The 19864-nt window shown below is 71.5% G+C and carries 17 protein-coding genes and 5 pseudogenes; 7 read left to right on the top strand and 15 right to left on the bottom strand.

Annotated elements, in window-relative coordinates:
* Positions 1-223: 223 nt before the first annotated feature.
* Positions 224-901 carry a uracil-DNA glycosylase gene (locus tag ACW4TU_RS40530; protein ID WP_457421753.1) on the bottom strand — a complete coding sequence of 226 codons (678 nt, stop codon included), beginning with the start codon at positions 899-901 and terminating at the stop codon, positions 224-226.
* 237 nt (positions 902-1138) lie between these two features.
* On the opposite strand from ACW4TU_RS40530, the pseudogene ACW4TU_RS40525 reads away from it, so the two are divergent.
* Positions 1139-1246: pseudogene (locus ACW4TU_RS40525) on the top strand (uracil-DNA glycosylase); the annotation flags it as partial.
* Positions 1247-1601: 355 nt separating this feature from the next.
* A complete protein-coding gene (locus tag ACW4TU_RS40520) occupies positions 1602-2522 on the top strand; it encodes a sirohydrochlorin chelatase (protein ID WP_457421751.1) in 921 nt (306 codons plus the stop codon).
* Between the two features lie 112 nt (positions 2523-2634).
* Here the strand turns inward: ACW4TU_RS40520 and ACW4TU_RS40515 are convergent, their stop codons facing one another.
* Entirely contained in the window at positions 2635-3666 is a 1032-nt protein-coding gene (locus tag ACW4TU_RS40515) for a lactonase family protein (protein ID WP_457421749.1), read from the bottom strand.
* A 79-nt stretch (positions 3667-3745) separates the two neighbouring features.
* Positions 3746-5245, bottom strand: coding sequence for an FUSC family protein (locus ACW4TU_RS40510; protein ID WP_457421747.1), 1500 nt, complete (start codon positions 5243-5245; stop codon positions 3746-3748).
* Positions 5246-5439: 194 nt separating this feature from the next.
* On the opposite strand from ACW4TU_RS40510, the gene ACW4TU_RS40505 reads away from it, so the two are divergent.
* Positions 5440-5916 carry an Lrp/AsnC family transcriptional regulator gene (locus ACW4TU_RS40505; RefSeq protein WP_457421745.1) on the top strand — a complete coding sequence of 159 codons (477 nt, stop codon included), beginning with the start codon at positions 5440-5442 and terminating at the stop codon, positions 5914-5916.
* 227 nt (positions 5917-6143) lie between these two features.
* Here ACW4TU_RS40505 and ACW4TU_RS40500 read toward each other — a convergent pair whose 3' ends face one another.
* Entirely contained in the window at positions 6144-6911 is a 768-nt protein-coding gene (locus tag ACW4TU_RS40500; RefSeq protein WP_457421743.1) for a LysR family transcriptional regulator substrate-binding protein, read from the bottom strand.
* A gap of 110 nt (positions 6912-7021) precedes the next feature.
* Here ACW4TU_RS40500 and ACW4TU_RS40495 point away from each other — a divergent pair, with 110 nt between their 5' ends.
* On the top strand, positions 7022-7426 hold the full coding sequence (locus tag ACW4TU_RS40495; protein WP_457421741.1) for a DUF5997 family protein: 405 nt from the start codon (positions 7022-7024) through the stop codon (positions 7424-7426).
* Between the two features lie 181 nt (positions 7427-7607).
* The gene (locus tag ACW4TU_RS40490; protein ID WP_457421739.1) at positions 7608-9347 is read left to right on the top strand and encodes a SpoIIE family protein phosphatase; all 1740 of its coding nucleotides are present in this window, start codon (positions 7608-7610) and stop codon (positions 9345-9347) included.
* Positions 9348-9374: 27 nt separating this feature from the next.
* On the opposite strand, the pseudogene ACW4TU_RS40485 reads toward ACW4TU_RS40490, so the two are convergent.
* From ACW4TU_RS40485 to ACW4TU_RS40460, 6 genes and pseudogenes are all read right to left on the bottom strand, one after another.
* Positions 9375-9466: pseudogene (locus tag ACW4TU_RS40485) on the bottom strand.
* Between the two features lie 31 nt (positions 9467-9497).
* Positions 9498-9590: pseudogene (locus ACW4TU_RS40480) on the bottom strand.
* A 31-nt stretch (positions 9591-9621) separates the two neighbouring features.
* Positions 9622-9714, bottom strand: a pseudogene (locus ACW4TU_RS40475).
* A 31-nt stretch (positions 9715-9745) separates the two neighbouring features.
* A pseudogene (locus tag ACW4TU_RS40470) lies at positions 9746-9838 on the bottom strand.
* A 144-nt stretch (positions 9839-9982) separates the two neighbouring features.
* Entirely contained in the window at positions 9983-10639 is a 657-nt protein-coding gene (locus ACW4TU_RS40465) for an HAD family hydrolase (RefSeq protein ID WP_457421737.1), read from the bottom strand.
* Positions 10629-11813, bottom strand: a complete 1185-nt coding sequence (locus ACW4TU_RS40460) for an acyl-CoA dehydrogenase family protein (protein ID WP_457421735.1) — start codon at positions 11811-11813, stop codon at positions 10629-10631. Before ACW4TU_RS40460 ends, ACW4TU_RS40465 begins: the two co-directional genes overlap by 11 nt.
* Before the next feature lie 118 nt (positions 11814-11931).
* Between ACW4TU_RS40460 and ACW4TU_RS40455 the strand changes: the two genes are divergently transcribed.
* Positions 11932-12528, top strand: a complete 597-nt coding sequence (locus ACW4TU_RS40455) for a TetR family transcriptional regulator (protein ID WP_457421733.1) — start codon at positions 11932-11934, stop codon at positions 12526-12528.
* 29 nt (positions 12529-12557) lie between these two features.
* Here ACW4TU_RS40455 and ACW4TU_RS40450 read toward each other — a convergent pair whose 3' ends face one another.
* Positions 12558-13568, bottom strand: a complete 1011-nt coding sequence (locus ACW4TU_RS40450) for a ScbA/BarX family gamma-butyrolactone biosynthesis protein (RefSeq protein ID WP_457421731.1) — start codon at positions 13566-13568, stop codon at positions 12558-12560.
* A 324-nt stretch (positions 13569-13892) separates the two neighbouring features.
* Here ACW4TU_RS40450 and ACW4TU_RS40445 point away from each other — a divergent pair, with 324 nt between their 5' ends.
* The gene (locus tag ACW4TU_RS40445; RefSeq protein ID WP_457421729.1) at positions 13893-14561 is read left to right on the top strand and encodes a ScbR family autoregulator-binding transcription factor; all 669 of its coding nucleotides are present in this window, start codon (positions 13893-13895) and stop codon (positions 14559-14561) included.
* Positions 14562-14609: 48 nt separating this feature from the next.
* On the opposite strand, the gene ACW4TU_RS40440 is transcribed toward ACW4TU_RS40445, so the two are convergent.
* The 4 genes from ACW4TU_RS40440 to ACW4TU_RS40425 form a co-directional block, all read right to left on the bottom strand.
* Positions 14610-15440: an alpha/beta fold hydrolase gene (locus tag ACW4TU_RS40440; RefSeq protein WP_457421727.1), complete on the bottom strand. Its 831-nt coding sequence runs from the start codon at positions 15438-15440 to the stop codon at positions 14610-14612.
* A gap of 27 nt (positions 15441-15467) precedes the next feature.
* The gene (locus ACW4TU_RS40435) at positions 15468-16934 is read right to left on the bottom strand and encodes an MFS transporter (protein WP_457421725.1); all 1467 of its coding nucleotides are present in this window, start codon (positions 16932-16934) and stop codon (positions 15468-15470) included.
* 39 nt (positions 16935-16973) lie between these two features.
* A complete protein-coding gene (locus ACW4TU_RS40430) occupies positions 16974-18182 on the bottom strand; it encodes a cytochrome P450 (RefSeq protein ID WP_457421723.1) in 1209 nt (402 codons plus the stop codon).
* 96 nt (positions 18183-18278) lie between these two features.
* Positions 18279-19832: an MmgE/PrpD family protein gene (locus tag ACW4TU_RS40425; protein WP_457421721.1), complete on the bottom strand. Its 1554-nt coding sequence runs from the start codon at positions 19830-19832 to the stop codon at positions 18279-18281.
* Between the last annotated feature and the right edge of the window lie 32 nt (positions 19833-19864).

Genomic DNA, 19864 nt, shown 5'->3' with positions numbered 1-19864 from the left:
GGTCACACCCGGCGAAGCGATCACGCCTGGTTCGGGGCCGCTGCAGAACCCGGGGCGGCACGCTCGTCCGGGAAGTCGGTGTGAAGATCGGTGCGGCTCGACCCGAGAAGCCCGCCTACGACAACATCACCGCGGTCCAGAGACCCACAAGCGCTGTACCACCAGCTGACGATGAAGCTGCTGGGACTTCGGCAGGAGACCTGTAGGCCGCAGCCGCCATGCCCTACGGCAGTCGCCAGTCCACCGGGGCGGCGCCCTGCTTGACGAGCAGGTCGTTGGCCCGGCTGAACGGCCGCGACCCGAAGAAACCCCGGTCCGCCGACATCGGAGACGGGTGTGCGGACTCGATCGCCGGAAGTTCCCCCAGCAGCGGCCGCAGATTACGCGCGTCACGCCCCCACAGAACGGACACCAGCGGCTTACCACGCGCCACCAGCGCCCGGATCGCCTGCTCGGTGACCTCCTCCCACCCCTTGCCCCGGTGTGCCGCGGGACTGCGCGGAGCCGTCGTCAGCGCCCTGTTCAGCAACAGCACCCCCTGCTCCGTCCACGGCGTCAGATCACCGTTCGACGGCCTGGGCAACCCCAAGTCCGCGTTCAGCTCCCGGAAGATGTTCTCCAGACTGCCCGGCAACGAACGCACCTCGGGCGACACCGCGAAACTCAGCCCGATCGCCATCCCCGGCGTGGGATAGGGATCCTGACCGACGATCAGAACGCGGACGTCGTCGAACGGCTGCTGGAAGGCCCGCAGGACGTTCGCCCCAGCCGGCAGGTACGTCCGGCCCGCCGCTATCTCGGCCCGGAGGAAGTCGCCCATCGCGGCAATGCGTTCGGCCGCAGGTTCCAGAGCCTTCGCCCAGCCCGCTTCGACAAGTTCATGCAAGGGTCGTGGTGCCACAGCCCGTCACCCTACTGGCACACACCGAGGCCCGCACAAACAGGGAAGCCCCCGCCCACGGCCACCGCCCCCGGCGCTACTCTTCCTCCTCGTCAAGGTCGTCGAGCCGGTCCGACAGATCACGCAGCCGGTCACCGGGAAGCAAAGGAGGCGAGCCCGTCGCATCCGATGATCAAGCCATTCCGCCACGGTCATCACGCCTCGCCGACCCCTCGTCGCCGATACCTGCGCCTCGGAACTCCCGCACACGCGGTGGGGTTGTCGTTCTCGGTCGCGCCCGAGGTGCGTTCGCCGCCCGGCAGCCGCATCAGCATCTTCCGGGAGTTCAACACCGGCCTGGGGGTGACTGGCGCCTGCCCTGACCGGGCGGAGGACGCGGACGATCGAACACCGCCTGTAATGACCGACCCGCGAGCCCGGATGACCGGCATATGAGTTTCATGCCCTATCGCCGGACAGGAGGCGACTCGTTCCCCTGGTGCGCAAGTCCGCCCAGCGCACCGGGACATGGCGACCGCACACGGTTGACCAGCACCGGAACACCGTGGCGACCGAATCCGACCCTCCCGCCCCGCACAAAAATGTCACGAACTGATCGCTTCTGATCCGTACGTAACTCATCAGACAAAAGCGGACGGATACCGCTCACCTGCCCCCTCCCCGAACAGGGGAGCCCAATAAGCCAGTAACATGCGGCGCCATGAGCTCCCCCACTGGGCCCGCCGGCCTGCCAGTACGAATGCCGCGCCCCCGCCAGCCGGGCCGGCACCGCCGCCCCGAGCCGCTGGCGGCTCCCGAGGGTGCGCCCGCGCTCGTCCTCGCGGTGCCGGGCGCGCCCAGCGCCGCCACGCGGAGCCTCGCCGAGGAGGTCGTGAGCATCGCCCGCTCCGAGCTCCCCGGTCTCGACGCCCGCATCGGGTACCTCGACGGTGACGACGCGGAGTTCCCCACGCTCCAGTTCGTGCTCACGCACACCGCGCAGGAGCGCACCGCCCGCTACGAGCAGGCCCTCGCCGCCGGTGCGGACGTCAAGCAGCCCGAAGGGCCCGTGGCGGTCGTTGTGCCGCTGCTCGCCGGTCCGGACAACGCGCTGTTGCGCCAGGTACGCCAGGCCGTCATGGAGAGCCGTATCGCGGCCGACCTGACCGACGTCCTCGGCCCGCACCCGCTGCTCGCCGAGGGACTGCACGTACGGCTGTCGGAGGCGGGCCTCGCACGCGCCGACCGGGCCCGTCTGTTCACTGTGGCGACCGCCGCGGACGGCATCATCCTGGCCTCCGTGGGCGGCGAGGAGGCCGTGCAGGCGGCCGGGATCACGGGCATGCTGCTCGCCGCGCGCCTCGCCGTGCCGGTGATGGCGGCGGCCCTCGACCAGGACGGCTCGATCGCGGCCATCGCCGAGCAGCTGCGCGCCTCGGGCTCGCACAACCTCGCGCTGGCCCCGTATCTGATCGGCCCGGAGATCGAGGCCGGTCTGCTGGAGGCCGCGGCCCAGGAGGCGGGCTGCGCCTCCTCCGACGCGCTCGGCCCCTACCCGGCCATCGGCAAGCTGGCGCTGGCCAAGTACACGACGGCTCTGGGCATCGCCCCGCAACAGCAGCAGGGCGCCCCGGTCCGCTGACCCGGACAGCACCCCCCGTACGGCGAAGTACGACGGCCGGAACCTGGTACGCCGAAGGGCCCGCTCCTCTCCTGGAGCGGGCCCTCGGCGTGTCCGGGCCATGGGCGGGCAATCAGCCGAAGATCACACAGGACACCGCCGGGACCGCGATCGAGCCGACGCGACGGGGAACGCCGGTGCCGGGGTCGAGGGCGAACCAGGTGACGTCCCCGGAGCGCTCGTTCGCGACGTACAGGTATCCGCCCGAGGCGGCCAGCTCGCGGGGCCAGTGGCCGCCGCACGGCACCGTGCCCACCAGCCGCAGGGCGGCTCCGGCGTCGTCGACGGCGAGCACGGACACGACGTCCTGACCTCTCGTCGCCGTCCACACGAAGCGGCCGTCGGGCGAGACGACGATGCCCGACGGGTAGGCGTCGCCGGCCGGGGCGCCGTCCAGCACCGGTGTCTCGCGCAGGGGCGTCAGCAGGCCTTCGACGGCGTCCCAGCGGCAGACGGTGACGGTCGGGGCGAGTTCGTTCAGCAGGTACGCGTACGAGCCGTCCGGGTGGAAGGCCAGGTGGCGCGGTCCGGAACCGGGACGCAGGGCGCTCTCGTGGTGCGGTTCGAGGCGGCCGTCGTGCAGTGCGTACACGTGGACGGAGTCCGTGCCGAGGTCGACCGCGACGGCCCATCGGCCGCTCGGGTCGGGTTGCACCTGGTGGGCGTGCGGCTCGCGCTGACGCTGCGGGTGCGGGCCCGAGCCGGTGTGCCGGCGTACGTCGGACGCGACGGCACCGAGGGTGCCGTCCGCGCGGACGGGCACCGCGGTGACGCTGCCGGAGCCGTAGTTGGCGGTGAGCACGTGCCCGGCGAAGAGGCCGAGGTGCGTGGGTGCGCTGCCACCCACCGGCACGGGTGGCCCGGCGAGTTCGGGCGTGTCACCGCTCACCCGGTAGGCGGCCACGGCGCCCTCCGTCGTCTCGCTGACCGCGTAGAGCGTGTGGCCGTCGGCGGCGAGGGCCAGATACGACGGGTCGGGCACGTCGTCCGCCGCGCCGAGCACGGTCAGCGCGCCGCTGTCGTCGTCCACGGCGGCGACCAGGACACCCGGGCCTCCCGCCGCTGTGAACGAGCCGATGAACGCTCGTCGTCGCTCCACTGTCATCCCCTCTCGGTCTCCTGATCGGTCGGGGCGACCGTACCCCATCGGTCTAGACCAAAGGTGCGGGTGTGACGAGAGAACCTCAGGCCCCGACCAGCGGTGAACCGGCAGGGCGGCGCAGCGGAGCGGCCAGCTCGGCCAGGGCCCGTTCCAGGCCGTGCAGGTGGGCGAGGGCGGGCTCGGTGACGTGGGACCGGTGCGCAGGGGCCGTGACGCTGTCCGCGCGGCCCTCCGTGAGCGCCTCCACCGCGGTCTCCACGCGCCGGCAGGCGGCGGCGAGCCGGGCGTCGTGGGAGGCCTCCGGGTCGGCGGTCACGGCGGTCAGGCCGCGGATCTCACGGGCGCAGTCGTCGAGGAGCGCCAGTACCCGGCGGGCGCGGCGCTTACGGGCGCGCACGGGGTTGAGCGGGTGCACGAGCGGCGCGACCGAGAGCCGGACACGCCCCAGCAGCAGCTCCAGTTCGGCCACGCGCGGTGCCGGGTCGGCGCCCGGTGCACCGGCGAGCCGGGCGGTGGCCTCGGCGGTGCAGGCGTGGACGCAGCGCAGAGCGCGCCGGATCCAGGCGTCGGTGGTGGCGTGCGTGGTGATCGGCAGCACGAGGGCCACGGCCAGCAGGGCACCCAGGGCGCCGATACCGGTCTCCGCGAGCCGTACGCCGAGCAGTGCCGGGTCGAGGACGCCCAGAAGTCCGTACAGGAGCTCGGCGAGCAGGGTGACCGAGAGCATCATCCACGTGTACGACACGGCCGCCGAGTAGAAGATGCCGAACACGCATACGGCGACGAGCACGGCGGTGGGGACGACCGCTCCCGCCACCGGTACGGCGACAGCGAGGCCGAGCGCGATGCCCAGCACCGTGCCGAGGACGCGGCGGAAGCCGCGGACCAGGGTCTCGCCGCGCGAGGTGGTGTTGACGAAGATCCACCAGGTGGCGCCGACGGCCCAGTACCAGCGGTCCCCGGACACCAGGTGGCCCACGACCAGCGCGAAGCCGGCGGCGACCGTCGCCTGGACGGCCTGACGTGTGGTGGCGCGGGCCAGGCCGCGTTCGGCGGCCGGAACGACGGGGGCCGGCGGCGGGGGCGTACGGCGCTCGTAGCACCACAGCCCGAAGCGCACCGTCGAGGCGGTGAGCAGGGACAGGACGACGGCGGCGTACAGCTCGGGCAGTTGCTCCGGTCCCGTACGCAGGAACTGGGCGACGAAGAAGGTCATGAACGCGAAGACGCCCAGGCTGTGGCCGCGCGGGCCCCAGCGGCGCACGTAGACGCCCGCGCCGACGACGGTGAGGAGCGCGAGCCCGCGAGCGACCGGGCGGTCGTGCAGCTCGGCCGCGACGGCGAGGACCGGGAGGCCGACGGCGGGCAGCAGCGCGGTGGTGACCGCCTGCCCGCGCACGGTGGCGTCGGTGACCGTGAACAGGGCGAGCAGCGCGGCGAGTCCGCCGGTCACGGCCCCGGTGAGCGAGTGCCCGGCGAGGCCGCTGACGGTGACGGCCGGACCGATGCCGAGCACGGCCCGCGCGGCGAACCGCAGCCGGGCACGGCCCGGGTCCGGCGCCATGAACACCCTCTTCAGCACTGCTGCCCCGCCCCACTGGATTCGGCATGGAAAAGGCGCCGCGGAGTCCGCAGCGCCATCGACAGGAGCATTCCAGCACTACCGCCGCTACTGGCTCAAGTGGGGTCGCATACGCTGAGCCGTTGGCACAGACATACCGGACTGCCGGCGTCCACCGCCGCGCCAACGGACCAATGACGAGGAGGCCGGACGACATGGCCGTGGACGAGCTGGACACCCGGATCCTGCGGCTGCTGCTGGAGCGGCCCCGCACCAGCGTCCGCGAGTACGCCCGTGTCCTCGGCGTCGCGCGCGGCACCCTGCAGGCCCGTCTGGACCGCCTCGAACGGGACGGCGTGATCACCGGCACGGGTCCCTCCCTGTCCCCCGCCGCACTCGGTCACCCCGTGCTGGCGTTCGTGCACATCGAGGTCACCCAGGGCCACCTCGACGAGGTCGGGGACGCGCTGGCGGCCGTGCCGGAGATCGTCGAGGCGTTCTCCATCGCCGGCGGCGGTGATCTCCTCGCGCGGGTCGTGGCCCGCGACAACGCCCACCTGGAGGACGTGATCCAGGCACTGATCAGCGTGCCGGGTGTGGTCCGCACCCGCACGGAAGTGGCCCTGCGCGAGCGGGTCCCGCACCGGCTGCTCCCCCTGGTCGAGTCGATCGGCCGTACGGCCACCGGCTGATCCTGCGCTCCGCCCGGCACCTCCGGCCCTCGGCAGTGCGGTTCTTCCGCCGCGGGCCGGCGTGGGCCAGGGCCCGTCGTCACGTTCCCGCCGTCTGCCCGAAGCACGGGCCTCGCGCCCGCCGCGGCAGCGGCTGACGTCCGGGTAGGCCGGTGCCCGGTGCCCGGTGCGGTGGGTGGGAGAGCGCGCATGGCGCCGCGCGGCGGGCGGGAAGGTGCCGGTTGGCCCTAGGACTTACGGCGCGGCTTGCCCTGGCGGGTGCCGCCGGTCTTGCCGGAGCCGCGGGCGCCTCGGCCCGTGGACCTTCCCGCGGCGGGCTTGCGGGCCGCGCCCTCCGTACCGGCACGCTTCCTGGGCTTCGGCTGCTCGGCCTTCGGCTCCTCCCGGCGTCCGCGCGAGCTGTTGACGGTGCGGCCCCGCACGATACCGATGAAGTCCTCGACCAGATCGGTCGTGCGGTCCTCCGGCCAGGACAGCGCGACCTGGGACTCGGGCGCGTCCGTGACCGGGCGGTAGGTGAGGTCCTTGCGGTGGTGGAGGCGGGCCAGGGACTGGGGCACGACGAGGACGCCGATCCCGGCCGCGACCAGCTCGATGGCGTCCTCGGTGGTCGCGGGGCGCTCGAGCGCGGGGCGGCCGGGGAGGCGCGCCCAGTCGAGGGCGTCGTCGAGGGGGTGCAGCACGATGTCGTCGGCGAGGTCTTCGGCGGTCACCTCGTCGACGGCGGACACGACATGGTCCCTGGGGACCACGACGACCGAGGTCTCGGTGTAGAGGGGGATCGCGCTGAGCACCGTACGGTCGACCGGCAGGCGTACGAGGGCCGCGTCGGCGTCGCCGGCCAGCATCAGGCCACCCACCTCGGCGGCGGACACCTGGAGCAGGGTCAGGGGGACGTCGGTTCGCCGCTCGTTCCAGATCCGCACCCACTTGGCGGGGATCACTCCCGGGACGTACGCGAGCCGGAACGCGGGGGAATCTTCCGAGCCAGTCACCGCGCCAGGCTACCTTCCGTACTCCTCCCGTCGCGCTGCCGCCCTGCTCCCCCCTGCCGCCCGGTTCGCCGTGGTCGGCGCTGGTTCATACGCTCGATACCCTTGACACCATGACGACGCAGCAGACCTCCCAGACCATGAAGCCCGCGACCGCGGCGAAGAAGCTGGGTGTGTACCTCCAGGCCACCCCCGCAGAGTTCCAGGAGGGTGTCGTCACGCGCGCCGAGCTGACCGCGTTGCAGGCCGACCCGCCGGCCTGGCTGCGCGACCTGCGCCGCGACGGCCCGCACCCCCGTCCGGTGGTCGCGTCGAAGCTGGGCGTCTCCATCGCGGGGCTCGCCCGCGGCGGGGTCACCGAGGCCCTCACCACGGAGCAGATCGACGCCCTGAAGCAGGACGACCCCGAGTGGCTCCGGCACGAGCGCTCCGTGCAGGCCGATGTCCGCAGGGAAACGGCCCGCATCAAGGAACTGCACCAGGAACAGCAGGAGAAGCGCGAGAACCAGAGCAGGTAGGCGCACCGGGCCGGGATCGGCCCGGATCGCGCTCGTGACCGGCTCCTCCATGCCTCTCCACGGACAGCCCGGCGTCCGCGAAACGCCCGGTCCCGACATGCGCGCGACCCCCGTGTCGCCGATCATTGTCTCTGCCGTGCGGCAAGCGATATGCCGACGAGAACTGAGAGGTGCGGTGGTCATGGACGCCTTCCGGCCGCTGCTCTTCGAGGACGTCGAGGCGCTGCTCGCCGGGCCGACCGCCGGGGACCTGCCGCGGTTGGTCGAGGAGTACGGCCTGCTGCGCCAGCTCGTCGAGGGCACGGCCGCCGGGGTGGTCGTCCTGGACACGGAACTGCGTTTTCTGTACGTCAACCCGCACATGGTCCGGATCAGCGGTCTGTCGGCGGCGGAGCTCCTGGGGCGGACCCTGGCCGAGGTGTCGCCGGAGGTGGAGCGGCCCGAGAGCGTGCTGCGGCAGGTGCTGCACGACGGGCAGCCCCGTGAGCTCGTGGGAACAGGGCACACGCGCGCGGACATGCCCTTCACCCGCCGCGCCTGGCACGCCACCTATCACCGGCTCCAGGGCGAGCGGGGCCGGGTACTCGGTCTCGCCGGGATCTTCCTGGAGATCAGCGCCCCGGAGCAGCACGTCGACGAGCTGGAGCGCGCGCACCGCCGGATGACACTGCTGGACACCGCCACCGCGCGCATCGGCACCACCTCGGACGTGCAGGCGACCTGCGCCGAGCTGGCCCAGTTCATGGTGCCGGACCTGGCGGACGCCGCCGGTGTCGAACTGAACCTCGATGTGAAGGCCGGTCCGCACCGACCGCCTCCGGGGGTGCTGCGACTGCGCCGGGCGGCCCTCGCCGCGGTCCCCGGCATCAAGGACGCGGTGCTCGCCCTGGCCGGTCTCGGCGACACCCTGGACTATCCGCCGGGCACGGAGATCCGCGCGTGCCTGGACGCCGGGCTCCCCTGGCTGAGCAACGGCATCTCCGAACAGGAGTGGCAGTCCGGGACGGAGCACACGGACCGGTCCACCTCCTACCGGAACATCGGTGTCCACTCGGTCCTCGTCCTGCCCCTGATCGCGGGCAGACGCCCCCTGGGCACCCTGTCACTCGTACGCGCGTTCAACTCCCAGGGCTTCACTGCCGACGACGTGACGGTGGCCCTGGAACTGGCGCACCGGGCCGCCCGCGCCCTGGAGCGCGCCGCCCTGCACACCCGCGAGCACAGCATGGCTCTGGAGCTCCAGCACGCGCTGCTCACCGACGCGGGCGCGCCGCCCAACCCACGCGCGCCGACCGCGTTCCGCTATCTGCCCGCCGACGACGTGGCCCTCATCGGGGGCGACTGGTTCGACTCCCTGCCGCTGCCCGACGGCCGGAATCTGCTGGTCATCGGGGACGTCATGGGGCACGGGGTCGAGGCCGCCGTCGCGATGAGCCACTACCGCTCCGCGCTGCGCGCCCTGGCCATGGCGGGCCTCCCCCCGCACCTGCTGCTCACCCACGCCGACCGCACGGTCGCCGACTCCGGGTTCGACCGGGTCGCCACCTGTCTGCTGGCCCTGGAGGATCCCGTCCGGCAGACGGTGTCCTACGCGAACGCCGGCCATCTCCCGCCCGCCTTCCTCTCCCCGGACGGCACGGTCGGTCTCGTCGAGATCCCGACCGGCCCGCCCCTGGGCACCGGATTCGGCAGCTATACGACGCTCACCCGCCCGACGGTCCCGGACGGCGTCCTCCTGCTCTACACGGACGGGCTGGTGGAGCGGCGCGGCGAGGACATCGACGTGTCGCTGCGCCGCCTCACCCGGCTCCGGCTCTCGCCGCGTGCCTCCCTGGACGTCATCCTCGACGACGTCCTGGCCCAGCTCGCGGACGCTCCCGCCGAGGACGACATCGCCGTACTGGCGGCCCGTTCACGGTAGGCCGGCGCTGGGGCCCACATCTTTCGGCGGAGAGGGCAGGATTCGAACCTGCGTGAGCCTTCCGACTCGACCTCGAACACTTCTCTCGGTCCCCGATCAGCCACTCCGGGCACCTCTCCTGGCAACGGCCACACAAATCGACCGTCAGCGCGGAGAGGGCAGGATTCGAACCTGCGTGGGCCTTTCGACCCGACCTCGAGACAAGCTCTACGATCCCCGATCAACCACTCCGGGCACCTCTCCAGACAACGGCCACACACACCGACCGTCAGCGCGGAGAGGGCAGGATTCGAACCTGCGTGGGCCTTCCGACCCGACCTCGAGACAAGCTCTACGATCCCCGATCAACCACTCCGGGCACCTCTCCAGACAACGGCCACACACACCGACCGTCAGCGCGGAGAGGGCAGGATTCGAACCTGCGTGGGCCTTCCGACCCGACCTCGAGACAAGCTCTACGATCCCCGATCAACCACTCCGGGCACCTCTCCATGTTCCCGGCTTCCGGTTTCCCGTGCCGTTCACAAGAACAACAGTGCCAGGGGGCGCTGACACACCTCTGATGCCTTCCTGACGGGCTCCGCGACGGGGATGAACCCGTCGCGGAGCCGGAATCAGGCCCTCGCTTTCGGCGCTCAGCACACCGCAGGCGAGAGGGTGCCGTCCGGGGCGACCATGAGGGGGTGGCCTACGGACCTGAGCATGGGACGGTCGGACGGGTGGTCCCCGTACGCGTAGCAGTCCGCGGGGTCGATGTGCGGGTACCGGGCGAGGAGTTCGCGCACCATGACGCGCTTGCCCTCGCCGATCGCCGGCGGGCCTTCGAGCCGCCCGGTCAGGACCCGGCCGCAGCGCTCGAGCCGGCCACAGAGCACGAACCGCGCACCGACCGCCTCGGCGACCGGACCGAGCAGAGGCGGGAACGACCCGGAGACCAGGGCGACGGCCGCGCCCTCTGCCTGGTGGCGGCGCAGTTCGGCGGTGGTACTGGCGATGTAGAAGTCCGCCGCCGCGCTGCGTTCCGCGTACCACTTGCGCGCCCAGACCTCCAGCTCCGCGAGCTGATGGCCGCGCCAGATCCGGTGGTAGGCCCGGTTGGCCTCCTCTCGTGGCAGACCCCGGGCGATCTGCCCGTACAGGTCCGCCAGGAACTCGTCGGCCCGCAGCGCTCCGTCGCGTCCGTGGCGGGCCGCCAGGTAGTAGCGGAGGAACTCGGTCGCGCTGGTGCACCTGATGACGGTGTCGTCCACATCGCAGAACACCAGCCGCTCGAAGGTCGGTTCAGTACTCACCGGCGGTCACCTCCCGGAGCGTGGTGGACCCGGCGCGGACAAGCTGCTCCTCGGCGAGGGCGGAGAAGACGGACGTCGCGTACGCCATCCCCGCCGACTCGCGGCGCAGGAGCTGGTGGGCGGCGGCCATGTGGACGTCACGCCAGCTTCGGTCCAGCACGCCCGCGCAGGCATGGACTCCGGCCGTACGGAAGAGCCGTTCGACCCCGTCCACCAGCAGGTCCGCGCCGGCGGCCGTCACTCGCCGGTTCCTGAGTACGTCCCGCTCGGCACGGGTGCCCGAGTCGGCGCGCTGGGCCGCGTCCTCCAGGAGCAGCTGGGCGGTGTCGATGTCGTCGGCCGAGCGTGCCAGGGCCTGGTGCAGTCGGCTGCCGTCCTGGTCGGGACGGCCCGGGGTCTGGGTTCGGGCAGCCCAGGACGACCATTCGCCCAGTGCCCGGCGGGCCGCGCCGAGTGCTGGGGCGCAGAACAGGAGACCGCCCGCGAGATGTGCCGGGACGGTGTGGCATCTGCCCCGCCCGGGGCCCGGCCGGCCGGACACGAGATCGGCCATGAGAAAGGTGCGGTGGTCGGGTACGAACGCGGGGTCCATGACCGCGGTGTGACTGCCGGTGCCGCGCAGCCCGGTGCTGTTCCAGGAGTCCCGGACACGGACGTCGTCCCGGGGTACGGCGAAGAGCCGGCACCGCGCGCCGTCCCCGCCGGGCTCCAGCGCCGCCAGGAGGAGCCAGTGGGCGAACTCCACTCCGCTGACGAACTCCCACTCCCCGCTCAGCAGCCAGCCCGACGGGAGGCGCCTGGCCTCACCGGACGGTTTGACCGAGGCGGAGATCCGTACGTCGGGGCCGGACGCCCACAGCTCGCGCTGGCCGTCGTCCGGTAAATAGGCCGCGTACCGGGCGTGGGCCGCCCACAGGGCCGCGCACCACGCCGCGGAGGCGCAGCCCTCGCCGACGGCGGCCACAGCCGCCAGCAGGTCCATGAACGTACCCTCCGTTCCGCCCCGGGCCAGGGGGACGAAGTGGCGGGCGAAGCCGGCGCTGGTCAGCCGGGCTACGGTCTCGTGGTTCAACCGGCGTTCGGCGTCGGCGGCCAAGGCATGGGCCGCCGCCGATTCGGCGGCCCTCAGGACGGCGACCGACCGCGGTCCGAGAGCCTCTCGCGTTCCGTTCACAGGGTTTTGACATTGCGTCATCTCTGGTACCCACCTCACCTGGTGATTAGAATTCGTTCGTGAACGTATTTTTCCTGACCGTCCCCCGTCGCTGCTCTCAGCAGAGGAGGTGAGCTTCATGGCCAAACAGGCGCGGGCCTTGCGCACCTACGATCGCGTACTCGATGCAGCGGCCGAGGAGTTCGCCCGTTACGGATACGCGAACACGAATCTGCAACGGATCGCCGACCGCATCGGCCTGACCAAGGGAGCGCTCTACGGGCACTTCACCAACAAGGAGGAGCTGGCCACCGCTCTCACCGACCAGCTGGCCGGCACGACGGGCACCCTCCTGGACGATGCCCGTAAGCCGTCCGCCCCCGTACGGAACCGGCTGCGGGCCCTGGTGCTCGCCCTGGGCCGGCTCTTCCAGACCGACACCCGGGCCCTGGCGGCCCTCCGGCTGGAAGCCGAGGCCGCCTGGGCGGGCGCCGCGCCGATACCCCTGCTGGTGCACACGCACGAGGTCGTGCTCCAACTGGTGGACGACACGCAGCGGGAGGAGAACCTGAACTCCGCGCTGCAGCCCAGGCCCCTCGCGGACCTGATCGTTGCGACGGTTTTCGGGATGATCTGGACGAGGTACGGCGCCAGGCGCGGCGAACCGGGCGACCTCGTCGACGCGATGTGGAACGCGCTGGCGCGCACCCTGGACGAGAACACCCCGCCACGCTGAGCACCGGCCCGCGAGGAAGCGGGAGGCGCCTAGCGGGAGGCGGCGGACAGCGGCGGGGCCTCCGTAAGGCGTTCGAGGCGCCGGGGATCACACCGGCCCACGTTCCACCAGAGCGTCTCCGCGACAGCCAGCCGTTTGCCGCCCTGCTCCGCCTCGAAGCGAAGCCGACGACCTCCGTCCCGCAGGGGGTCGGGCACGTCCTCCACCACCGCCAGCTGGACCGGTGCGCCCAACTCACCGAAGGCGGCACAGTCGAGAGCCAGTCCGGACAGTACGAACTCCTCGCCGGCCGCCGCCCCCTGGGCACTTTCGTGGACGGTGAGGTGCCCGAGCTGCCGGAAGCCCTCCAGCATGACCATCAGGGGGACGTGATCGGTGGGGTGGTCGAAGAGGATCGCGTGATCCTGGTCGCTCCGCAGCCGCCACTGACGGTCCGGAGCACCCGTCGCCACTCGCTCCAGCACACAGTCCTTCCGGCGCTGCCGACCGACCCGGTGCGGCGGCACGAGCGCGGTGTCGGCGACCGCTTCGGGACCGTGGCCGACCGGGGCCTCCCCCACCCCGGCGGCCTCGGCGGCCCGCCTGCGCAGCAGACCGTACCTGCGCTCGTCCACGATCAGGCCGCGCGCGTGACCGCGTCCGCACACCCGGCCGTCCACCACGAGCGAGACGTCCATACGGGCACCGGCCCGGCGCGCGGGCGTGCCCCCCTGCCACTCCCACGTCCCGTCGAGCAGCACCGCAAGGGGCGCGGCACCGACGCGCAGCGCGGCGGGGTCCGTGATCTCGAAGCTGAGGTCCTGCCCGACGAAGCGGTGCCCGAGCGGCACACCGAAGAACGTGTGGGCCGCGTAGAAGTGAGCCTGGCGGAGCGTCTCGGCAAACAGGAGCGGATCGTACCGACCGTTCTCGTCCGGGTGGTAGAGGGCGTGGTCGCGCGGCCACTGGGCCGCGACCACGAACTCGGCTCCACCCGTGTGCAGGCCGTCGGTGACGAACACCTCGGACACGGAACTGCGGTGCACCAGTTCACGCGTCACGGGCTGAAGGAAACGGAGCGTCTCCTTCACCGACACCATTGCTCGGTCCTGCGTACACCTGGAATCATTGAACCTGGAGCCACCGAGTGTGGCCTCGTCGCGCACAACGGACATCTGCACCTTCGCCTCCCCGTACTGGAGTCAACCCATGCAAGCGAACAGACGTGCTGCGCCTTCCGGCGAGTCATTAATATACCTACGCGAAGGTATATTACAAGGATTGCTGTCATAGCCTTTCATGGTCAACTCTCTTTGCTAGCAAAGCGCTTGGTCCGAGGGTATGAACTCGGCCACAGCAGATCAGCCTGGCAAGATTTGGATCTCATGAGTAACGAGCACAGCACGCAGGCGGCCCAGCTCCCCGCGGGAGCGCCCTTCGACGACACCTCACACCTCAAACAGCAGCGCGCCATCAGAACCCGTTCGACGATCCTTCACGCCGCCGCCGCGGCCTTCGCCCAGGACGGATTTCCGCAGGTCACCATCAAGGACATCGCGGACCGCGCCGAGATGACCAAGGGCGCGGTCTACTTCCACTTCGCCAACAAGGAGCTGCTCGCGGTCGCCGTCACGGACGAGTTCTACCGGCGAATGCAGAAAGTGATCGACGGTGCACTGGAGACAGGAGACCCTTCCTCGCCCTCGACGGTCGTGGACATGGTGAGGCGGCTTGCGCACGCCTTCCACGACGACACCTTTGTCCACGCGGGAGCCCGCCTGCAGATCGAACAGCCCTACATCAAGGCCGAGTTGCCCATCCCCTACGTCGGAACGCTGGCCGTCTTCACCGAACTGCTGGAGCGGTGCAGCGAGGCGGGACGCCTTCCCGCGGGCAGCAATCCCGCGGCCCTGGCCCGCGCCCTGGGCGCCGCGGTGTTCGGCGCCCAGCACATGTCCTGGGTCCTCAACGACCGCGAGGACATCCTGGAGCGGTTGGAGGAGGTCGTCGAGGCCTTCGTTCCCCTGCACGGGGAACACCCCGTGACGCACTGAAAAGCCGCCCGGCCCATCAGGGCCGGGCGGCTCGGCGCACGAGCACCGTCATCCCTTGGCGAACGCCAGCAGATCCTGGTTGAGACGTTCGGCATGGGTGGCGAACAGTCCGTGCGCGGCGTCCTCGTACCGTACGAACGTACTGCCGGGGATGAGCCGGGCCGTCCGGCTGCCGCACAGGGCGTACGGCGCCGCGAGGTCGGCGGCCCCGTGGATCACCAGCGTGGGCACCCCGACCGCGGCCGTCTCGGCACGCTGGTCGGTGCAGAACAGGGTGCGGTAGATCTCCAGCCCAGCCCTCGGCGAGGCGTCCAGGCAGGTGCCGACCAGCCATCGCGCGAGTTCCGGCGAGACCGGTGGGTTGTCCGGATCGACATCCGCACCGCCGAAGAACGGCATGGTGAACTCGCTGAGCCACCGCGCCCGGTCCCGCCGGATGGCCTCCGCCATCTCCTCGAACAACGCCGGGTCCAGCCCGTCGGGGTTGTCCGGCGCCTTCCGCATGAACGGTGTCGTCGAGGAGAGCAGGACGAGTTTCGCCACCCGCCCGGCGCCGTGACGGGACAGATACCGTACGGCTTCCCCGCCGCCGACCGCGTAGCCGACCAGGACCGCGTCCCTCAGGTCGAGCCGGTCGAGGAGGTCGGCGAGGTCGTCCGCGAGGGTGTCGTAGTCGTAGCCCTCCCACGGCCTGTCCGAGCCTCCGCAGCCGCGCCGGTCGTAGGTGACACAGCGCAGGCCGTTCTCGGCCAGGAAGGGCGCCTGGAACTCCCACATGCGCGAGTCCATCATGGCCGCGCCCAGCAGCACGACGGGCCGTCCGTCGCCCCAGTCGGTGTAGTGCAGTCGTGTCCCGTCCCTCGTCGTGACGTACGGCATGGTCATTCCCTCCTTGTCGGTCGCCGGTCAGTGCCGGGCGGCCCTGCCGGGTGCCAGCAGCACCGTGGCGGAGGCGGCGACACAGAAGGCGATGAGCGGGATCAGGGTGACGGCGAACGCGTGCGGGTAGGAGGCGGCGGAGCCCGCGTCGGCGAGCGCCGGGAAGAAGACCGTGCCGGCGATCGCCACCCCGACGGCGGCCCCGCCCTCCTGCGCGGTGTTGAGCAGCCCGGACGCCGAAGCGGCGTGCTCCGGTACGGCGGCGCCCAGCACGAGGTTGGTCAGCGGTCCGGTCGTCAGGCCCATGCCGAGGCCGGCCAGCAGCAGCGGAGGCAGCAGCCACAGGACGGACCCGGTCGTGCCGAGTCCGGTGGCCGTCCAGGCGGTCAGGGCGTAGCCGACGGCGAGAGTCAGCGGGCCTGCGGCCACCGTGCGGGCGGTGACCTTGGCCGCGAACCGGGCCGAGACGATCGAGGCCCCGAAGTAGCCCACGCCCACCGCCAGGAAGACCAGCCCGGACTCCAGCGGCGACAGGGCCCGCCCGGTCTGCAGGTACAGGGCCAGGACGAAGAAGAACGAACCCATGGCGAGGAAGTAGAGGACGGTCGCGACGAGCCCCACCGAGAAGGTCCGCACCCGGAACAGCGACGGCTCGATCAGCGGTCCCCGGCCGGCCGCGGCCCGCCTGCGCAGGTGCAGGACGGTCAGCGCCAGCAGTACGGCGGCCAGCGCGAGGCACTCCCAGACCCACACCGGCCAGTCGCGCGACTGGCCCTCCACGAGCGCGTACACGATGAGCCCGAGAGCCGCCGTGATCAGGAGGGCTCCGGTCAGGTCGAGACGCGTGCCCCCGGCGGCTCCGCGCGACTCGGGGACCGAGCGGCGGGCGACGGCGAGACAGACCAGACAGAGCGGCACATTGATCAGGAAGATCGTGCGCCAGCTCAGTCCGGCCACGTCGACCGTGATCAGGGCGCCTCCGATGAACTGCCCGAAGACACCGGCGAGACCGATGACCAGGCCGTAGACGGTGAAGGCACGGTCACGGGCGGCCCCGGTGTACATGGTCCCGATGATGCCGAGCACCTGGGGAACCATCAGCGCCGCGGAGGCGCCCTGCGCGATGCGGGCGACGATGAGGACGTCGACGTTCTGCGCCGTGGCACACCAGGCGGAGGCGAGCATGAACAGGGTCATGCCCAGGACGTACATCCGCCGCCGGCCGTAGAGGTCGCCCAGTCGGCCGCCGGTGATCAGACCCGCCGTGAAGGCGACTCCGTACCCGGCGACGATGAGCTGGGCCTGCGCCGAACCGGCGTGCAGATCCGCCTGGATCGCCGGGACGGAGACATTGGCGATGAAGAAGTCGAGGACGGAGATGAAGGTTCCCACCAGGACCACCGCGAGAGCTCCGCGTGCGGGCGCTCCGTGCGGCGCCGGGGGCCCCGCCTCACTCTCCTCGACGGCGGGGCGCGTGCTTGCTTCAGACGTCATCCGACTGCTCTCCTGTGTCGTTCTTCGTTTTCATGGGTGTCACCAGGTCACCGGCAGCTGTGTCACGCCGTGGAAGACGGTCCCGCTGCGGAAGACCGTGGTCGGGTCGGCCGCCAGCCGAAGGTCCGGGAAGCGCCGCAGCAGGGTGCGCAGCGACAGTTCCATCTCCAGGCGCGCGAGCGGGGCGCCCTGGCAGTAGTGCGGCCCGTATCCCCACTGGAGGTGCCCACTGGTGTCCCGGTGCGGGTCGATCGTCCGCGGACAGGCGAACACCGACTCGTCGTGATTGCCCGCGGGCACCGAGATGACCACCGCGTCGCCCTTGGCCACGGCCACGCCGCCGAGGTCCATGTCCTCGAGTGCCAGCCGCACCATCGCGTCCTGGGAGATCGACCAGTAGCGCATCGACTCCTCGATGTACTGGGGTATGAGCGCTCCGTCGTCGGCGGCCACCTCGGCGCGCAGTCCGTCGTCCCGCAACAGGCCCAGAACGTTGAGGGCGATCTGGTTGGTGGTCGTCTCGTGCCCGGCGACGAGCACCAGCCGGGCCATGCCGACCAGTTCGTCCAGGGAGATCATGCCGGTGGCCCAGTGGTTGACGGCGAGCCGGCTGATCAGATCGTCTCCGGGGGACACGCGCTTTCGGCCCGCCAGTTCGGCGAGGTAGTCCGACATCTCCACGAAGGCGGCATAGGACTCCGCCGGGTCCTCCTGGGAGATGGTCACGCGGGTCTTCTCGACGAAGAACGGGGAGTCGTCGTCGGGCACACCCAGCAGCCGGGCGATCACCAGGGTCGGAAGGGTGCGCGAGAAGACCGCGTGCAGGTCGGCCGGCTGCGGTAAGGAGGCCAGTTCGTCCAGCAGTTGGTCGATCAGCCGCTGGATCGGTGCCCGCAGCCGCCGTACCCGGCGCGCCGTGAACTCGGTCTGGATGAGTCCGCGCAGCCTGGCGTGCTCGGGGTCGTCGAGGCGCAGGAACGAACTCGGGTTCTGGCCGGGCGGCAGCTGAATGCGTACGGGGGCGCCGGGCAGTGTCTCGTCCGCGCTGAGCCGGGGGTCCGCGAGTGCCTGGCGCACATCCGCGTATCGGGTCACCAGCCAGGCCGGACGCGACTCGGCCGCGCCCTCCGGGATACGGACCACACAGGGGGGTAACTTCCGTAACTCGCCCAGGACGAGGGCGGGTTCGCCGTCCTTCGTACGGGGGAACGGCCAGTCCAGGATGTCGGTCCGATCACCGAGCGACATGTGAACTCTCCAGAAACTAGAGGGATTTGACCTTCCCTTTACTATCCCAAGGTGCGCTGATACGGCGCTGATCTCGGGCTGACCAGCCCTCGGGGCTCAGTCCAGGAAAGCTGCCTCTATCCACCGTCGTACGCCCCGCGGCCGCATGCGGTGCAGTCTGCCGACGGTGTCGGCGACCTGCCGGGCGCCGCCGACGGACAGGAACTTCTCGCGCACCAGGTCGGAGTGGCGGGCCCGGGTGTCCGGCCCTGCGGCGCCCACGGGGATGAGCCGGGTCCGGGAGACCGTACGCCCGTCGGCCAGGTGGACGGTGACCCGGGCGCCGGTGGACTTGGTGGCGCCGGAGAAGTCCCGGCCGCCCGGCTCGATCGGGCCGAGCAGATCCACCAGCTCCTCGCCGCCGAAGCCGCGCAGCCAGGGAAGGGCCAGCGGGCCCGCCTCACGCACCGCCTCGCCGAACGGCGCGTCGGACAGGAAGAGTTCGCGGGTCATCCGGGTGTCGTGCACCAGCCGCACCCGGCTCGCGAGCGACCAGCGCCCCGGGTCGTCCAGGTGTGGTGAGGAGAAGTCGTCCACCGAGAAGTCCCCGGTCAGCAGGGTGGTGGCGACCGGGTAGGGCACGTCGAGCACCAGCGCGCCGAGCGGCGAGCCGGGGCCGTTGACGTACTGGGCGGCCCGCTCCCCCGCGAACAGCGTGTACAGGGAGGCCTCCACGACGATCTCGGTGACGTCCTGCGGACGGATCGGGCCCAGCTCCCGGTGGATCTCGGCGGCGCAGTCCACCGCCGCGTCGATTCCGGGGCCGCCGGGATGCATCTTGAAGGAGAGGGTGTCGGTGTGCCAGCGGGTGCCGAGCCCCTTCGCCACCGCCTGCGGCAGCGGCACCGTCGCGAACCGGCTCAGGAAGCCGTCGGGGTGCTCAAGGATGTCGGGCGCGCCCCGCAGTCCCGCGGCGGCGGCGTCGCAGGCGTCCATCGCGGTGCGTACCGGCGTGAAGGTGTTGAACAGGCGGGCGTCACTGGCCAGGAAGGCGCGCATCAGCGGCCAGTTGGGCATGGCGAAGGCCAGCCCGAGGGCGTTCTCCCACTGGTCGGCGGGCGCACGGTCGCTGTGCAGCCGGCCGGCCACCGCGCCGGCGAGATGGGTGTGCACCGCGCTCTGTCCGCGCAGCGGGCCCAGGGTGGCCGAGGCGGTGATGCGCGCGGCGCACTCGTTGGCCGCCACGACGGCGGTCAGGAAGGAGAGTCCGTCGAGCTTGCGGGCGTACGCGAAGGCGAGGGGCACCGCGACCGTGGAGTTGGACAGGTGTCCGGCGTAGGCGGTGTCGTCGAGGTTGAGCCAGGAGCCGAGGGCTGCGAAGACACCGGCCGCGGCCCTCGGGTCACGCTGCATGGGGTGCCCGAACGCGGCCACCAGCCTGCGGCCCAGCGGGTGTGCGAGGCCGGCGCGGATGGAGGCGATCTGGGACAGCACCTGACTGGCCGCGAGTTTCAGCACCCGGCACGGGACGTCCTCGGGGCGCAGGTTCGCGGCCCACTGGGACAGTTCGCGCAATGGTGTGTCGGAGGGGGCGCGGGAGCGCGTCGGCCGTGCCGGTTCCCATCCCTCGCACAGGGCTCGGGCCACGCTCTCGGCGAGTACAGCCGTCATGGTGCGTCGCACCTTGCCTTTCCGTACCGGTG

The organism is Streptomyces kryoterrae, assembly GCF_054072135.1.
The sequence above is the reverse complement of the archived record's forward strand: the minus strand, read 5'-3'. Positions and strand labels throughout refer to the sequence as shown.

What these genes read in the sequence shown, in the direction of transcription:
- ACW4TU_RS40505 (WP_457421745.1), top strand. Translation starts at nt 5,440, where the DNA reads ATGGCCGTGGACGAGCTGGACACCCGGATCCTGCGGCTGCTGCTGGAG.
- ACW4TU_RS40515 (WP_457421749.1), bottom strand. Translation starts at nt 3,666, where the DNA reads ATGACAGTGGAGCGACGACGAGCGTTCATCGGCTCGTTCACAGCGGCG.
- ACW4TU_RS40495 (WP_457421741.1), top strand. Translation starts at nt 7,022, where the DNA reads ATGACGACGCAGCAGACCTCCCAGACCATGAAGCCCGCGACCGCGGCG.
- ACW4TU_RS40520 (WP_457421751.1), top strand. Translation starts at nt 1,602, where the DNA reads ATGAGCTCCCCCACTGGGCCCGCCGGCCTGCCAGTACGAATGCCGCGC.
- ACW4TU_RS40490 (WP_457421739.1), top strand. Translation starts at nt 7,608, where the DNA reads ATGGACGCCTTCCGGCCGCTGCTCTTCGAGGACGTCGAGGCGCTGCTC.
- ACW4TU_RS40440 (WP_457421727.1), bottom strand. Translation starts at nt 15,440, where the DNA reads ATGCCGTACGTCACGACGAGGGACGGGACACGACTGCACTACACCGAC.
- ACW4TU_RS40455 (WP_457421733.1), top strand. Translation starts at nt 11,932, where the DNA reads ATGGCCAAACAGGCGCGGGCCTTGCGCACCTACGATCGCGTACTCGAT.
- ACW4TU_RS40445 (WP_457421729.1), top strand. Translation starts at nt 13,893, where the DNA reads ATGAGTAACGAGCACAGCACGCAGGCGGCCCAGCTCCCCGCGGGAGCG.
- ACW4TU_RS40435 (WP_457421725.1), bottom strand. Translation starts at nt 16,934, where the DNA reads ATGACGTCTGAAGCAAGCACGCGCCCCGCCGTCGAGGAGAGTGAGGCG.
- ACW4TU_RS40430 (WP_457421723.1), bottom strand. Translation starts at nt 18,182, where the DNA reads ATGTCGCTCGGTGATCGGACCGACATCCTGGACTGGCCGTTCCCCCGT.
- ACW4TU_RS40425 (WP_457421721.1), bottom strand. Translation starts at nt 19,832, where the DNA reads ATGACGGCTGTACTCGCCGAGAGCGTGGCCCGAGCCCTGTGCGAGGGA.